The sequence below is a fragment of the Aestuariivivens insulae genome, from assembly GCF_022662195.1.
GTDB lineage: Bacteria > Bacteroidota > Bacteroidia > Flavobacteriales > Flavobacteriaceae > Aestuariivivens > Aestuariivivens insulae.
Genome location: NZ_JAKMCS010000020.1, coordinates 40,263 through 56,184, shown reverse-complemented (window position 1 = coordinate 56,184; position 15,922 = coordinate 40,263). Strand labels below are relative to the sequence as shown.

Annotated in this window: 13 protein-coding genes; 9 read left to right on the top strand and 4 right to left on the bottom strand. The window is 38.7% G+C overall.

Going from position 1 to position 15,922, the window contains the following annotated elements; all coding sequences use genetic code 11:
- Window positions 1-278: 278 nt before the first annotated feature.
- The 7 genes from MR062_RS16630 to MR062_RS16600 all read left to right on the top strand — a co-directional run bounded on the left by MR062_RS16630 (window position 279) and on the right by MR062_RS16600 (window position 9,126).
- Window positions 279-1,610, top strand: a complete 1,332-nt coding sequence (locus tag MR062_RS16630) for a glycosyltransferase family 2 protein (RefSeq protein WP_242206352.1) — start codon at window positions 279-281, stop codon at window positions 1,608-1,610.
- Window positions 1,603-2,733 (top strand): glycosyltransferase family 4 protein, encoded by a 1,131-nt coding sequence (locus MR062_RS16625; protein ID WP_242206349.1) that lies wholly within the window; start codon window positions 1,603-1,605, stop codon window positions 2,731-2,733. Before MR062_RS16630 ends, MR062_RS16625 begins: the two co-directional genes overlap by 8 nt.
- Before the next feature lie 519 nt (window positions 2,734-3,252).
- Complete coding sequence (locus MR062_RS16620; RefSeq protein WP_242206347.1) at window positions 3,253-4,389, top strand: glycosyltransferase family 4 protein; 1,137 nt, start codon at window positions 3,253-3,255, stop codon at window positions 4,387-4,389.
- Window positions 4,390-4,442: 53 nt separating this feature from the next.
- The gene (locus MR062_RS16615; RefSeq protein ID WP_242206344.1) at window positions 4,443-5,249 is read left to right on the top strand and encodes a transglutaminase-like domain-containing protein; all 807 of its coding nucleotides are present in this window, start codon (window positions 4,443-4,445) and stop codon (window positions 5,247-5,249) included.
- 97 nt (window positions 5,250-5,346) lie between these two features.
- Window positions 5,347-6,702, top strand: a complete 1,356-nt coding sequence (locus tag MR062_RS16610; protein ID WP_242206342.1) for an O-antigen ligase family protein — start codon at window positions 5,347-5,349, stop codon at window positions 6,700-6,702.
- Complete coding sequence (locus MR062_RS16605) at window positions 6,662-7,675, top strand: glycosyltransferase family 4 protein (RefSeq protein ID WP_242206340.1); 1,014 nt, start codon at window positions 6,662-6,664, stop codon at window positions 7,673-7,675. The genes MR062_RS16610 and MR062_RS16605 overlap by 41 nt, the downstream gene beginning before the upstream one ends.
- 59 nt (window positions 7,676-7,734) lie before the next feature.
- Window positions 7,735-9,126 carry an exopolysaccharide biosynthesis polyprenyl glycosylphosphotransferase gene (locus tag MR062_RS16600; RefSeq protein WP_242206338.1) on the top strand — a complete coding sequence of 464 codons (1,392 nt, stop codon included), beginning with the start codon at window positions 7,735-7,737 and terminating at the stop codon, window positions 9,124-9,126.
- A gap of 423 nt (window positions 9,127-9,549) precedes the next feature.
- Here the strand turns inward: MR062_RS16600 and MR062_RS16595 are convergent, their stop codons facing one another.
- Window positions 9,550-10,749: a lipoprotein N-acyltransferase Lnb domain-containing protein gene (locus MR062_RS16595; RefSeq protein WP_242206336.1), complete on the bottom strand. Its 1,200-nt coding sequence runs from the start codon at window positions 10,747-10,749 to the stop codon at window positions 9,550-9,552.
- Window positions 10,750-10,905: 156 nt separating this feature from the next.
- Window positions 10,906-11,976, bottom strand: coding sequence for a putative type IX sorting system protein PorV2 (locus tag MR062_RS16590; RefSeq protein ID WP_394800548.1), 1,071 nt, complete (start codon window positions 11,974-11,976; stop codon window positions 10,906-10,908).
- Window positions 11,977-12,309: 333 nt separating this feature from the next.
- On the opposite strand from MR062_RS16590, the gene MR062_RS16585 reads away from it, so the two are divergent.
- Window positions 12,310-13,041 (top strand): CDP-alcohol phosphatidyltransferase family protein, encoded by a 732-nt coding sequence (locus MR062_RS16585; protein WP_242206335.1) that lies wholly within the window; start codon window positions 12,310-12,312, stop codon window positions 13,039-13,041.
- 10 nt (window positions 13,042-13,051) lie between these two features.
- Window positions 13,052-13,942 carry a DUF808 domain-containing protein gene (locus MR062_RS16580; protein WP_242206333.1) on the top strand — a complete coding sequence of 297 codons (891 nt, stop codon included), beginning with the start codon at window positions 13,052-13,054 and terminating at the stop codon, window positions 13,940-13,942.
- A gap of 41 nt (window positions 13,943-13,983) precedes the next feature.
- On the opposite strand, the gene MR062_RS16575 is transcribed toward MR062_RS16580, so the two are convergent.
- Window positions 13,984-14,295 (bottom strand): GIY-YIG nuclease family protein, encoded by a 312-nt coding sequence (locus tag MR062_RS16575; protein WP_242206330.1) that lies wholly within the window; start codon window positions 14,293-14,295, stop codon window positions 13,984-13,986.
- A 795-nt stretch (window positions 14,296-15,090) separates the two neighbouring features.
- Window positions 15,091-15,831 (bottom strand): LPS export ABC transporter ATP-binding protein, encoded by a 741-nt coding sequence (gene lptB, locus MR062_RS16570; RefSeq protein WP_242206328.1) that lies wholly within the window; start codon window positions 15,829-15,831, stop codon window positions 15,091-15,093.
- Between the last annotated feature and the right edge of the window lie 91 nt (window positions 15,832-15,922).

The following is a 15,922-nucleotide window of genomic DNA, read 5'->3' as shown; positions in this document are numbered from 1 at the left end:
CTCAACTCCACTGCCTTTTGTTTAAATTCTAAAGTGTAATGTTTGGGTTTACTTCTCATAATTGCTAAGTTAATAACTAGCAAGCATATTCTCTCATCTTTATGTCCAGTCTAATATAGGAAGTCCACTTCGCTCTGAATGACAAGGGATACTTTGGATGACAGGGACTGAATGACAGGATTATTTTGAATGATATAACGTAAATTAGTTTTTTTGAAGATTCATATGTAATTTGGGCCAAGTTTCAGAAATTTATAAGGAAACAAATATAAAGCTGTATGCTATTCCACTTTCTTCGTTATTTACAACCAACACATTATTTTCAACTTTATTTAAAGCATGGTGCATCGGTGTTTCCTAAAGCCGATCTGTTACCAGATGAGGTGGTAACCCAATTGAAACCTGATGATCGCTATGAGTCGGCAGTGGCGAAGGCTTACGATTTGTCGTGGCAGGCTATACAGTGCGGTTTTGTAGGAGAGGTTCCAGCGTATACCGTGTTTGAAGCGTTGTCCGTTCGGGATAATTATCACTTTATACGTAAATATTTTCATCCGGCATGGGTCCTTTATGTGTTGTTGTTACGGTTGATATCCTTTCGGAATCCGTTTGTAGAAATACGATCCTGGTATGCTACGCGATGTATCAAACAATTACAGGCAGGAGCTTATACTGTGGGGTATTCAAATTGGGACGCTTATGATTCCCCTATGCTGGAGACCTGTCCGAAAGTTAGCGTTGTTATTCCCACCTTAAATCGATACCATTATTTAAAAGCCGTTTTAGAGGATTTGGAACAGCAGGATTATCAAAATTTTGAGGTTATTGTAGTGGATCAATCCACTCCTTTTGATGCTGATTTCTACAAAGCTTTTAACCTGGATATTCAACTTATAAGACAAGAAGAAAAAGCCCTTTGGTTGGCGCGGAATACGGCCATAAAGCGAGCAAAAGGCACGTTGATCGCCCTATCTGAAGATGATGTTAGGGTGCAACCCGATTGGATTTCGAACCATCTTAAATGTTTGGACTTTTTTGGTGCTGAGGTATCGGCCGGGGTGTTTTATCCTGCGGGTAAGTCCATTCCCAAAGCACGATCCTTTTTTGCTGTTGCGTCTCAATTTGCAACAGGAAATGCCATGTTATACAAACATGTTTTTAAAACTGTGGGCTTATTTGATCGCCAGTTTGAAAAGCAACGTATGGGAGATGGTGAGTTTGGATTACGGGTCTATTTGTCTGGGATTAAGAGTGTCTCGAACCCCAAAGCATCATGTGTTGATGTGAAAGCTGGTACGGGAGGCTTGCGGGAGTTAGGGAGTTGGGATGCCTTTAGGCCTTCTAAGTTTTTTGCCCCAAGGCCAATTCCCAGTGTACTTTATTTTTACAGGCGTTATTTTGGTAATGCTGCAGCCCGTTTGGCTTTATTAAGAACAGTGCCATTGTCGATTTTTCCATATCAATTTAAAAAGCACCGTCCTTTACTGGTTGTTGGTGCCATTATTAGTGTTTTAATATTACCTGTGGTATGTTTTCAGGTGTTTAGCTCCTGGAGATTGTCAAGTAGGAAGCTAAAACAAGGGCCTTTAATAGAATCTTTGAATGATTGAAACGAATGCACATATCGTTATAGTAAGTTCTGAGTTTCCGCCACAACCCGGTGGCATAGGCAATCATGCGTATCATTTAGCACAACATTTATATGAACATGGCTATGAGGTGTGTGTTATAACTGATGAACGCTCTAAATTGGGAGAAGAGGAAAGGGCTTTTGATGGCAGATTACCTTTTCGTGTCGATAGAATAAAAAGCAAAAGCTGGCGGTTCTTAATGTACTTAAGGCGTATTGCTACTACTTTTAAGGCTGTGAGGCACGCACCATATGTTATTGCCACGGGCAAGTTTTCGCTTTGGAATGTGGCTTTGTGTAGTGTTTTCTGTAAGTGTAAAATCTTGGCCGTTATTCATGGTTCTGAAGTGAATTTTAAATCGGTATTATTAAGGAAATCTGTAGATATGGCTTTAAAGCGTTTTGATGCCATTGTTGCGGTATCGCGCTTTACAAAACAATTGGTAAGTCATTTGAAGCGGGACGTTATTGTTATTCCCAATGGGATTGATTTAAGGAGATGGGCCGTTGAAGAAGATCCTGAAATAAGCTTAAAGGGCACACCTGTACTTACTACTGTTGGGCGAATTTCAGAAAGAAAGGGACAGATGCATGTTATTAAGCATTTGCCAGAACTTTTAAAGGTGTATCCGGACTTACATTACCATTGTGTGGGGATTTCAACAGAAATGCCTGCTTTTAAGTCAGTAGCTGAAGATTTAGGGGTTGTATCGCATGTGACCTTTCACGGCGTTCTAGATGAAGCCCGGCTAAAGCAAGTGCTTGCAGGAACGGATCTATTTGTCATGTTAAGTACAGCAACCGAGCGTGGTGATGTGGAAGGGTTTGGCATCGCCATATTGGAAGCTAATGCCATGGGGGTGCCGGCTATTGGAGCTAAGGGGGCGGGTGTTGAAGATGCTATTGCCGACGGTAGATCTGGTGTGCTTATCGATGGGAATGATGCCCAGGCTTTTGTTCGTGCGGTTTCTATGATTTTGGAAAAAAAGGGAGCATTTAAAAAGCAAGCCTATGAATGGGCTGAAGAACATCAATGGCGTGCGCTTGTGCAGCGGTATGTTGGTGTTATTGAGGGAGGAGATGCTTCGCTGCGCTCTGAATGACATGAGATTCCCTGCCTATCGGCAGGCAGGTTCGCTGCGCTCTGAATGACAAGAGATTCTTCGCTTCGCTGCGCTTGCTCTGAATGACAGGGGCGCTCTGAATGGCAATGGGTTTTGTCATTCAGAAGGAGGCTTTTTGGCCGACTGAAGAATCTTTAGATTGAATTGTTTAAGAATGTCCAATTAGGGTTGAAGTCCTTTATTAGGTTTTCTTTTTTGGAACGACTCCAGCCCTTAATTTCCTTTTCTCTTTTTATTGCTTCTTCGATATTAAAAAAGTGTTCGTAGTATATGTGGCTATGCTTGCTCTGAATGACAGGAGAGATTCTTCGCTTCGCTCTGAATGACAGGAGGCTGATAGGTAAAGTTTAAAAATAATTTTTAAGTTTAAATAAAAATAGCACCTTTGTTCTTGGGCCTTGTAACTATCTTACTGAAACTAATTATTGGATACACCAGGTAAGGATTGGTTTTAGGACATGGGATTAAAGCCGATTTTTAAAAACATTAACATCGCTGATGAAACTTGCCATTATATCACATACTGAACATTACATGACTACGGATGGTACAGTGGTAGGTTTGGGAGCTACTGTAACAGAGATTAATCATCTGTTAGAGGTGTTCGATGAGATTTTTCATGTGGCTATGTTACATTCGGGCGATGTTCCCTCTAATATGTTGCCCTATACCTCAGGCAGGATCAAGTTTATTCCCATTCCGGCTGTGGGTGGTCATGGTTTATGGGATAAACTTTTAATATTGAAACAGGCTCCCCGTATTTTGTATACAGTAGGTAAGGCGCTAAAGCAGTGTGATTATTTTCAATTTAGGGCGCCTACTGGTATTGGTGTTTTTGTTATTCCTTATTTGATGTGCTGCAGTGTTAAACAAGGCTGGTTTAAATATGCCGGTAATTGGGGGCAGGCACATCCTAAATTTTCTTATCGATTTCAGCGCTGGCTATTAAAGCTTCAGCATAGAGCAGTGACCATAAACGGGGTGTGGGAGCATCAGCCTAAGCACTGTTTGACTTTTGAAAATCCGTGTTTGACCTTAGATGAAGTTGCTGTTGCGCAGCAGATTGTTCTTGAAAAACAATTGGCTAATAATAGGGTCGATTTTTGTTTTGTGGGACGTATTGAAGAGGCAAAAGGTATTGGTATCTTGTTTGATGCACTGGATAGGCTATCTCCCCAAAGTAAGTCTAAAATTGGTACCGTGCATATTGTTGGTGACGGTCGTTCGATTGGTTTGTATAAGCACAAAGCTAGTGCCATAGATTTGAATATTGTATTTCATGGTTTGTTGCCCCGTAACGCTGTTCATGCTATTTATATGGAAAGTCATGCTATTGTTTTGCCGTCTGCTTCGGAAGGGTTCCCTAAGGTTATTGCTGAAGCCATGAATTACGGATGCATGCCTATTGTATCCAATATTTCTGCGATAGGGTATTATATTAGGCATCTTGACAATGGATTTTTACTGGATTCTGTAACCGTAGAAAATCTGGTTGTGGCCATAGAGCATTTTTTAGGTCTGTCCAATACCAACTATATGGATATGATACGTAGGGGAACAAAAGGTATTGAGAAGTTTACTTATAGTTATTATAATGGCCAGATTAGTAGCGAAATTTTGTTATTTGGTAAATAATTTATATCTTTTAAAAGGTTTCCCAATGATAGGCTATTAATTCTAACTATTTGATGGTTGTTAAAAAAGTACTTTGGACCTTAAAGCGTCATCCGTTTTTGTATGTCACACGATTTCGCTTGCTATCAAGGAATTCGAATGCCGAAGCCATTAAACACTGTACTTACAATTCGGCAAATAGCAAACAGGATATTCCCTCTTATTTTTACAAGATCAATGCGCTTATATTTAAGGATCGCAATCCAGAAACCGATCTGGACTGTGTTAAGCAATTGTGTATTTGGTTACGTACCCATATTAAGGGTGGGGCCGGTTTGAGTGAACCGTCTGAGACAGCTCTGAGAAAGATGTTGAATGGTCGGGTTGGGGTGTGTAGCGATATAGCCCAGGTCTTTAATAATTTTTGCGTTATCAACGATATTCAGGTGCGGGAATGGGGCGTTATACGGGCACCGTTTGATAAATGTTTTGGGGGGCACTCTTTTAATGAGGTTTTTATTAAAGAATTAGGTCAATGGGTTTTAATAGATGTATCCAGATGCATTATGTTTTATTCTGAAGATGATTTGCCGCTATCTGTAATAGGTGTTTATCGATTGCTGAGAGCCCATAAGCCAGTTCGTTTTGAATATTTTAGCAGCATTAGATTGGTAGCGCCCCATGCGATTGAGAACAGTTTTTTTAATCCTAAAACGGTTCCTTTTTTAATTTGTGATTATTCCAATAAAACCTATGATGCTTTTTTAAGGCGTTTCAAGCCTTTTTTGCCAATTTTTACGATCCATTTTTTGTTGTATATTTTAAACCGAAGTTACCATTATCGTTTTCCTTTGGACAATTATAAACGCATCTTTGCCTAGAGCATACATTAGTTGTAATCTTTTTGGTCTACTTCTATTGTTCCTAAGGATTGTTTTATATTTACCTGATTAGAACCTGATAATTATCTAGCGATTATTGAAGTATAATATATCTTACATAGGGGCCATTGGGTTGCATGTTTTAATGGGTATGCTCATTTATTTTAATGAGACCCTGGCCAAGTTGTACTTTGCCCTGGCGTTACTTTTTTTTATGTATCGTATTATTATGGCTCCCGATAATTTAAAAACGATAGAGGTCTTAAAAGCCTGTGCGTATTTTGTGGGGGCCGAGGTTTTGTTACGTATGACCAAGGGAGCGATAGCTTATGAGGCGTCGAAGTATTTGGTGATTTTATTTGTTGTGATGGGGATGTTCTATAGGGGGGTTTCGGGTAAGGCCTATCCGTATTTCATCTATTTAATGTTTTTGGTGCCCTCTATTTTTGTGGCTTCCACTACTTTGAGTTTCGATGCCAATTTTAGAACCAACATCGCTTTTGTCTTATCTGGACCAGTTTGTTTAGGGCTTGCGGCTTTGTACATGTACGATAAAAAGATAAGCAATAAGCAACTCTCTGAAGTGTTGTTGTATATGGTATTGCCCATTATTGCCCATACCGCCTATATTTATTTTTATACCCCAAGTATTAAGGAAGTGTTGTCCAGTACGGCATCAAACCGCGCCGCTTCTGGTGGTTTTGGGCCCAATCAGGTTGCGACTGTTTTAGGATTGGGTATGTTTATTATGACGGTTCGTCTTTTTACGAAATCACCAACATTGGTGTTAAAGATTTTAAACACAGTTATACTGGTTTTAATATCCTATCGGGCGGTGGTTACCTTTAGCCGAGGTGGGGTTGTAACGGCTGTTCTTGCCATTATCGCTTTTTTAGTGGTTTATTTTTTTAAGGCTTCGAAGCGCAAGAAGAATGAAATTTTTATGGTATTCCTGCTTTTTTGTTTTAGTTTAATGGCAACATGGGTAATCAGTTCTAAACAATCGGAAGGGTTTATTGATCTGCGTTATGCCAATAAGGACCATTTGGGGAGAGAAAAGGAAGATCTGACTACGGGGCGCGTAGCCTTATTTATGAACGAGTTGGAAGGGTTTATTTCCAGTCCCTTTTTGGGGATTGGATCCAGTCGGGCCAAAGACATGCGTTTTGAAATTGAAGGGCAGGGCGTTACCTCCCATAGTGAAATAAGTAGAATTTTGGCAGAACATGGTATTTTGGGTGTTATGATTGTTTTGATTTTGATTTTTAAGCCTTTTGATATTAGGTCGCGTAATAAGAGTAATTATTATTTTTATGCCTTTTTGTGTTTTTGGTTTTTAACCATTAATCACTCTTCCATGCGTATTGCGGCTCCTGCTTTTATCTATGCCTTATCTTTATTAAAATTAACTTATGGTAAACCTGCTTTATATAGGAAACAAATTAAAGGCTAGCAACAAGAACCTTACTGGAATAGACACCCTTGGCCCATTGTTAGAGGATGTAGTAGGACCAGTGTTTTATGCCTCCAATAAGGAAAATAAAATATACCGCTTGTTGCACATGGTTTATGCCTGTATTCATTATAGAAAACGGGTTCGATATGTGCTTATTGACACCTATAGTACTTATAATTTTTATTATGCCCTTATTATTTCCCTAGTTTGTAGGGTTTTAGGGGTAAATTATATTCCTATTTTGCGAGGTGGGAATTTACCAAAGCGTTTGGGGTATAATCCTTACTTGAGTCGTTTAATATTTAAACATGCCCATACTAACATAGCTCCTTCAAATTATTTAAAGAATGTTTTTGAGCGGTATGGCTATTCAAATCTTGAGTATATCCCCAATACCATAACCCTAAATGATTATCCTTTTAAAGACAGAGCGATTGAAGATGTACAAATGCTTTGGGTACGTTCGTTTTCAAAACTATATAATCCCAAATTGGCCGTAAGGGTATTGAAAAGGTTAAAGGAAAGCGGTATTAAAGCGTCGCTTTGTATGGTGGGACCAGATAGTGGTGATGGTAGCTTAGAAGACACCAAACAGTTAGCAAAGGCATTGCAGGTAGAGGTTAAGTTTACGGGTAAGTTAAGTAAACCGGAATGGATAGCCCTTTCAAATGATTATAATGTGTTTATAAACACCACTAATTTTGACAATATGCCTGTTAGTGTTATTGAAGCTATGGCCTTGGGGCTTCCTATAGTCTCGACTAAGGTTGGAGGGATGCCTTTTTTAATTGATCATGAAAAAGACGGTATTCTTGTTGCTCCCGATGATGAACAAGCTTTTACTGAAGCTATAAAAGGCCTTATGTCTAATTCTGAAAGAACCAATAAAATGGTTTTGAATGCACACCAAAAAGTGGCGGCATTCGACTGGAACCATATAAAAACACAATGGATTAATGTTTTAAAATAATATGTGGTCTTGTCGGCATAAGGTGTTATATTTATACATTGCTATTTACCCTTACTAACATGTCTAACCAAAATATTCATTTTAATATATCTGAACGGAAAGTCTTGCTTCGGGTTTTTGATCTGGTATTTGTACTTGGACTGCTTTACCTGGTAGGTAACCTTTTCGATTTCGATTATTTTAGTATTACCAAAGAAAACTGGACCTGGGTTTTGGTGCTTGTCCTATATATATCTGTATTTGGAACTGTTTTTGAATTGTACGATTTGCAGAAATCCAGTAAAATGGAACAGGTGGTTTCCAATATCGTGCTTACGGTTTCGGTGACCGTTTTGGTTTATTTATTAACCCCTTTTTATACGCCTTTTTTACCTGCAAACCGCTTGCAGATACTCTACTTTTATTTCGCTATTTTAAGTGCTTTGCTTTTGTGGCGTTTTATGTATTTAACCTTTATTGTGTCCCCTAGGTTTTATAAAAAAGTGCTCTTGGTAGGTGAGGTGTCTAATATCGAGTCGATTATTAAGGCGTTTTGGGAGGCCGATCCCAATTATAAGATTATAGGCTTTATTAATTGTGAAGCCGAACAGCAAGAAGGGATACGTTTTTTTGGTGTGCCAGAATTTCACCCCAGCGAGATCCATAAAGTTATTAAGGAACATGATGTTAAGGAAATAGTCGTTGCTAGCTATAATTCGGAAAACATCACTTCAGATATTTATCATAAACTCATTACCTTGCTCGAAACGGGTTTTTCTATTAAGGAATATACCCAGGTTTACGAAGAGATGACCCGTAGGGTTCCTGTTCAGTATGTGGGTAAGGACTTTTATAAATACTTTCCGTTTAGCCGAAGTAGCCAAAACAAACTCTACCTGTTTTTTAGGCGTTTAATGGATGTTCTTATATCTATAATTGGTGTTTTGGTTGGTGTGGTATTGGTGCCATTCATTTTTTTAGGCAACCTAATAGGTAATAGAGGCCCTTTGTTTTTTGTTCAGGACCGTATAGGGAAAAATGGCGATGTGTTTAAGATGGTAAAATTCCGAACCATGATCAAGAATGCAGAGCATAATGGGGCGGTCTGGGCCAAGAAAAATGATTCTAGAATAACCTTTTTCGGGAAGTTTTTGCGCAATACCCGATTGGATGAGTTTCCTCAATTTGTAAATATCCTAAAGGGTGATATGAGTTTGATTGGGCCTCGGCCTGAACGCCCGTACTTTGTTAGGGAGCTATCGCAAGTGTTGCCTTTTTATGAAACCCGACATATTATAAAACCCGGACTTACTGGATGGGCCCAAGTGAAAACGCGCTACGGAGCTTCGGTAGACGATAGCTTGCTTAAATTGCAATACGACTTGTATTATATCAAGCATCGTAGTTTTTTTCTGGACTTCAACATTTTATTAAAAACCATAAGTACGGTTATTTTCTTTAGGGGGCAGTAGTGGTTTAGTGTTTGGTGTTCGGTGTTCAGTGTTTGACGTGTTGTTGAGCGCATGTAAGTTGGGTGAGTGATGATGGGTGATTGATGACGGATGACCGATGACGGGAGACGGGAGCAGTGTTCAGTGTTCAGTATTCAGTATTCAGTATTCAGTTTGCAGTGATCAGTGTTCGGTATTCTGTGTTCAGTCTCAGTATTCAGTGTTTAGTTTGCAGTATTTGGTGGCCTGACGAGTGAATATAGGTTGGGTGATTGATGACGGATGACCGATGACGGGAGACGGGAGCAGTGGGCAGTATTCAGTATTCAGTGATCAGTATTCAGTATTCAGTTTGCAGTGATCAGTGTTCGGTGTTCGGTGCTCAGTTTGCTCTTGTTGTTTGTGGTGTTGGGGTTGGTTTGTCTTCAGTAATAAAGCTAAAGCTTATAACCTATAATGTTTAACCAAATATATATACCTAAGTAATAGGGCGATGAAAAAGGGTATTAACCCAATAGCAAATACCTGTACGCCAATAATCCAATGCAGGGTAAGTAAGCATAATAGGATGATTAAAAATTTAAGGTACTTGATAAACCATTTAGCGGGTTGTTTTTTTAATAGTTGCGGTATCACCAAAAGGTTAAGTGCAAAAGCCCATAAGAGGTTGTAATTTTGATGTGTGCCCGTATGGTCGGTAGCAAACCATAACAATAAAATAAAAACGCCAATAATACCTGTTATGCTAAACAATAAAACGTCTAACCAAAGCGTCCGTTTTTTATTTTTAAAGTCTTTGTAAGTGAGCCATAGAATAAATACCCCAAGAACACCAAAAACAAACAGCGGACTTGTAAAAAAGTCATTTTGCTTGGGTTGCTCCATTTTTTCGAAAAGGACACGTTTTTGCTTTACTAATGTTTTGTTATTGTCTGTTTTAACGGTTGCAGCCCCAAAAAAGCGATAAATATTTTTGGGTAGAAACATATGTTGTTCTGGTGTGGCTTGTCTGTCGATAACAGATCCTAAGGCTACATCAATACCCACTGCTCCCCAAGAATTCAAATCAAGGTTTTCGTGAATTAGGCTTCTAAAGGTCTTGGCTTCAAAATTTTTAGGTGTTTTAAATGTAATGCTATTACTGGTGGCCTCTTGGAGTACATCTTTTATCTTGGTTGCACAATTATCGTAAAAGAAGTCGTAGAGGTAGGCCCGGTTTTCTGGCTTATAATTATTTGCGAGATAATCGAACAGTTTTTGTTTTTCGGTTTGTGATAGGTTTAAAACCTGTTCTTTTATAGTTCTGTTTTGGGCGATATAGCTTTCATAAAAATCTTCGTAATAATCCAACCCAATTAAATAATTAAGTTTTCCTTGAGCGAACTTGAGATAGAAGTTAGGTGTGTTAAAATCGTAGACCCCATAATTAAAAACTAGGTCAAGCCCTTTTATATAATCTTTTATTCTGAAGGCGCTATGTCCAAACGCATCGTTTAAGGTGGCACCCGGTCCAATGGTGAGCACACTAATTTCGGCTTCTGGAGATAGTTTCTTTTGCTGTCCCTGCACATTAAAGGCAAATATTAAGCTTACAAGGAGAAGTAATTTTCTGCGGAAATAATTCAAATCTTTAAAAGAATACAATTCTCGATACAGTTTTTCTTTGAAAAACCACTCGAATTGACAATTTTTGAATATGTAGATGTCAGGTCGAGTGATTGCGATAGTTATCGGAATCGTATCGAGACCAAATGGATTGATGTTATTTTTCTTCAAAGTAAAAAAGTTTAAACAAATTCATCACCTAAAAATACTAAAATCAAGTTTTAGGGAAAACACATTGGAATATAGGGCAACGCTCTGGTCGCCTATATCGGTAAAGGCATAATCTATTTGGATACCATTATACTTAAAGCCAACGCCAAAGCTTGGCTGGAAGGTAAGCTGTTCGGTATTGTCGAATTGGCGTTCGTTTTGAAAATTGCCCATGCCGGCACGTAAATATACCATGTCTATATAGCCAAACTCAAAGCCTAAGGCTGGATTAATGCTTGCAAATGATGTTGAAAAAATATCGTTATTTTCTTCGAAGCGCACATTTAGGTTTACAGCGGTGAGTAGGGTGTAATCGTAGTTGAAGGTCAACAGTTTTGAGACTCCTAATTGTAGTTTTGGAATGGTGATTTCGGTAGTTTCCGGTAGTTCTTGGTTTTGGCCTTCAACAGCATCCCTAATGGTTTCAAATTCGGCTTCATCAATAGCCCATGCGTTAAAGGTGGTCGTGATATCCCTTGCCATGGCTCCAAATTTCCAATCGTTGTCCGTTTCAAACTGAATGCCAACATCCAATCCGAAGCCCCACGACGAGGCAAAGTCGCCAATAATTCTACGGATCACCTTGGCGTTAACTCCGTAGTTAAGTCCTTCGACAGGTAAGGCCCTGGCATAGGAAAAGGTTAAGCCATAATCGGCAGTAGAAAACAGGCTTATACGGTCGTAATTAATATTGCCCTGTTCGTCGATAAGTTGGGTGGTATTTAAAATGTCATCTACAGCAAAACGGATTAAGGAAACGCCAATAGCACTTCTATCATCCAAAGGCATCGCAAAAGCAGCATAGTCGTAATTGGCAATATTGGCGAAGTAGCTGGAATGCATTAAAGCCAATTGGTTGTCTTCAATCGCTAATAATCCTGCGGGGTTCCAATAGCCGGAGTTTACATCGGCAGTATGCGCTGTCACGGCACTGCTCATCCCCAATGCGGCTGCATCGACCCCTATGTTCATAAACTCATTAGAGTATTTTCTAGTGGTTTGAGCACTCAATAGAAGGGTAGCAAAGCATAGTATGGTAGTGAGATAAGCTTTCAAACACAAATTTTTTACAAATATGCACATAATTTACATTCTATAAACTTCAATTTAGAATAGATATTGTTTTCTACTTGGATTAGACCCTATTTGTTTGTTATTTTTACACAACCTTTTTTAGTTGACAGTTGTAGTGTTTGGTGTTCGGTAATCAGTGGTCAGTGATCAGAAAAGAGAGATTAGTGGCTTTGTGTCTTAACGGAGGGAAGAAGACGGAAGACCGATGACGGATGACGGAAGTGTTAGTGTTTAGTGATCAGTGTTCGGTAAACAGAAAAGAGAGCTTAGGGGCTTTTCAAATTAATTAGAAACTAGAAATTTACAATCAAAAATATGAAGCGACATATACCTAATGCCTTGACCCTTTTGAATTTGTTCTGTGGATGTATTGGCGTTATATATGCTGTGCATAGCAATTTTGTTGCAGCGGCTTTCTTTGTCTTTTTAGGTATTTTCTTTGATTTTTTTGATGGGCTGGCTGCCAGAAAATTAAAGGTTCAAAGTGAATTGGGCCTGCAACTCGATTCTTTGGCCGATATGGTGACCAGTGGTTTGGTGCCTGGCATTGTAATGTATAAGTTGTTAGAACTTGTGGAACTAGATTGGGGTGTAAATGATACATCTGATATCTTATTTGGTGTATCCGTTTTTTCTTGCTTTGGTTTATTAATCACTTTAGCTTCAGCCTACCGACTGGCCAATTTTAATATCGATACCGAGCAACAGAGCTATTTTAAAGGCTTGCCAACGCCTGCCAATGCCTTGTTCATCTTATCATTGCCCCTTATTATGGAGTTTCAGAATAATGATGCTATTAATGCTATTATTTTAAATAAATGGTTTTTAATTGGGGTGACTTTACTAAGTGCTTATCTTTTAAATTCGGGTATTAAACTGTTCGCTTTAAAATTTAAGGATTACAGTTTTAAAGGTAATGCCACCCGTTACATTTTTATTATGCTTTGTATGGTGCTGTTAATTGTTTTGCAATTTGCAGCCATTCCGTTGCTTATATTGCTTTATATAGCCATGTCGGTTCTAGATAATTTAATCTCCAAATCTTAATATAATTTTCATGGCATCTGGTTTTTTTGCATTGTTGGATGATATAGCTACATTAATGGATGATGTTGTAGTAATGAGTAAGATTACAACTAAGAAGACAGCAGGTATCTTAGGAGATGATTTGGCAGTGAATGCCGAAAAGGCAACAGGTTTTGTGTCTTCAAGAGAGCTTCCTGTATTATGGGCCATAACTAAAGGCTCCTTTCTTAACAAGCTTATCATACTCCCTATAGCTTTTTTATTAAGCGCTTTTGCGCCATGGGCTGTTACCTTAGCATTGGTCTTGGGAGGGGTTTATTTGGCATTTGAAGGTGTGGAAAAAATATATGATTTTTTTGTGCCTCATGATCATGAAAAAGAAGTGCATATTGGTGATATAGGTGATGAAGAGCATGTGTTAGAAATCGAAAAGCAAAAAATTAAGTCGGCTATTTTTACGGATTTTATCCTATCTGTAGAAATTGTAATTATTGCTTTGGGTACGGTATTGGGCAAGTCTATTTTATTTCAGGTTTTGGTAGTGTCTATTGTGGCAATTATTGCTACTGTTGGCGTTTACGGTATTGTAGCCTTAATTGTTAGAATGGATGATTTAGGTTTAAAATTGGTTACTTTACATGCATCCAATAAGAATAGTGCTTTAAAAGTTATAGGGCAATTTTTAATTAATGCCTTGCCTTGGGTGATAAAAAGCCTTTCGGTAATAGGGACTATTGCTTTGTTATTGGTGGCCGGAGGTATCTTTGGGCATAAAATACCCTATTTTCATCATGTTTTGGAAAGCTTCCCTGGCTTTATAAAAGACTTTATACTTGGTCTGTTGGTAGGGTGTGTGGCGCTTTTAGTGGTGAAACTTTTTAAAGTTTTTATCAAACTATTCAAAGGAAAAAAAAGAGAATGAATGAGTGATTTGATTGTCATTCCTGCGCAGGCTGGAATCCATTATTCGATAAGGTAAGTCCAATCTTTAGAAAGATCATGCCAATTTGGATTTTCTTTTTCAATCAGTTTAATTTTCCATTGCCTTTTCCATTTTTTCATGTTCTTTTCCCTTTTAATGGCATCGTTTATATATTGGTAGGTTTCAAAATAGACCAATTGGTTTAAACCGTATTTTTGGGTAAAGCCTTCAATATGTTTGTTTTTGTGTTCAAACATTCTTCGTTCTAAATTGTTTGTAACACCAATGTATAATGTGCCATTTCTTTTATTGGTTAAAATGTATAGGTAGTATTGGTGTATGGTTTTGTACATAAGTATTATGGCTAACAAGTGGATTCCTGCCTTCACTTCGACAGGCTCAGCGTGACACGCAGGAATGACAGTTAATTTTAATGATGTTTATGAATGTGGATTCCTGCCTTCGCTTCGACAGGCTAAGTGTGACACGCGGGAATGACAAGCAGTGTTAAAACTAAGAATAATATTACAAATAAAGATTGGTAAAGCTATTGTTTTTTGAATGAGATGGAGTTGTGGATTCTTGCCTCCGCTTCGGCAGGCTCAGCGTAACGCGCGGGAATGACAGGTCAATCTTAATAGTGTTGTGAGTTGTGGATTCTTGCCTCCGCTTCGACAGGCTCAGTGTGGCACGCAGGAATGACAGTTAATTTTAATGATGTTTATGAATGTGGATTCCTGCCTGCGCTTCGACAGGCTCAGCGTGACACGCAGGAATGACAAGCAGTGCTAAAACTAAGAATAATATTATAAATAAAGCTTGGTGAAGCTATTGTTTTTGAATGAGATGGGGTTGTGGATTCCTGCCTTCACTTCGACAGGCTCAGTGTGGCACGCAGGAATGACAGTTAATTTTAATGATGTTTATTAATGTGGATTCCTGCCTACACTTCGACAAGCTCAGCGTAACACGCAGGAATGACAGGTCAATCTTAATAGTGTTGTGAGTTGTGGATTCTTGCCTTCACTTCGACAGGCTCAGTGTGACACGCAGGAATGACAGGCTTTTTATAGTAGATGTAATGATAGAAACTAAATCATCATCTTAACAAACTGCTGGATATTTTAACAGCAAACGAAGAGCAAAACTTAATCCCTAATCTTCTTCTTACGCAGCTCGAAATTCTGTCCTAAATACACTTTACGAACCATCTCATCGTTAGCCAGTTCTTCGGGTTCGCCAGCTTTAAGGATGCTACCCTCAAACATTAAATAGGTTCGGTCTGTAATGGCAAGGGTTTCCTGTACGTTATGGTCGGTAATTAAGATGCCAATGTTCTTTTTGGTAAGCTGGGCCACGATACGTTGAATATCTTCAACAGCCACGGGGTCTACCCCGGCAAAAGGTTCGTCTAGTAAAATAAAATTTGGGTCTGTAGCCAATGCACGCGCAATTTCGGTACGGCGACGCTCACCACCTGATAATAAATCACCACGGTTCTTGCGAATATGCCCCAATCCAAATTCTTCTATAAGCGATTCCATTTTAAGGTGCTGCTCTTTTTTGCTCAATTTGGTAAGCTGCAATACGCTTAAAATATTGTCTTCAATACTTAATTTTCTAAATACCGAAGCTTCCTGTGCTAAATACCCAATACCGTTTTGGGCACGCTTATACATGGGATATTTTGTGATTTCAGTGTTATCAAGAAAGATATGGCCTCCATTGGGTTTTATTAAACCAACAATCATATAGAACGATGTGGTCTTTCCTGCACCATTGGGGCCCAGAAGTCCAACGATTTCCCCTTGTTTAACTTCTAGGGAAACATCCTTTACTACTTTTCGTCCGCTGTAGGACTTCATTAAATTTTCGGCTCTTAAAATCATAAGTTATATACTGAACGCTAAAAATAGTAAAATCATATGCACTACGATAGCAGATACTTTATTTTATAATTTGTTTAACTAGATATATTGG

Bases quoted from the DNA above. Each gene is read 5' to 3' on its own strand.
- lptB (WP_242206328.1), bottom strand. From the start codon at position 15,831: ATGATTTTAAGAGCCGAAAATTTAATGAAGTCCTACAGCGGACGAAAA.
- MR062_RS16625 (WP_242206349.1), top strand. From the start codon at position 1,603: ATGATTGAAACGAATGCACATATCGTTATAGTAAGTTCTGAGTTTCCG.
- MR062_RS16600 (WP_242206338.1), top strand. From the start codon at position 7,735: ATGTCTAACCAAAATATTCATTTTAATATATCTGAACGGAAAGTCTTG.
- MR062_RS16580 (WP_242206333.1), top strand. From the start codon at position 13,052: ATGGCATCTGGTTTTTTTGCATTGTTGGATGATATAGCTACATTAATG.
- MR062_RS16615 (WP_242206344.1), top strand. From the start codon at position 4,443: ATGGTTGTTAAAAAAGTACTTTGGACCTTAAAGCGTCATCCGTTTTTG.
- MR062_RS16605 (WP_242206340.1), top strand. From the start codon at position 6,662: ATGGTAAACCTGCTTTATATAGGAAACAAATTAAAGGCTAGCAACAAG.
- MR062_RS16575 (WP_242206330.1), bottom strand. From the start codon at position 14,295: ATGTACAAAACCATACACCAATACTACCTATACATTTTAACCAATAAA.
- MR062_RS16620 (WP_242206347.1), top strand. From the start codon at position 3,253: ATGAAACTTGCCATTATATCACATACTGAACATTACATGACTACGGAT.
- MR062_RS16630 (WP_242206352.1), top strand. From the start codon at position 279: ATGCTATTCCACTTTCTTCGTTATTTACAACCAACACATTATTTTCAA.
- MR062_RS16585 (WP_242206335.1), top strand. From the start codon at position 12,310: ATGAAGCGACATATACCTAATGCCTTGACCCTTTTGAATTTGTTCTGT.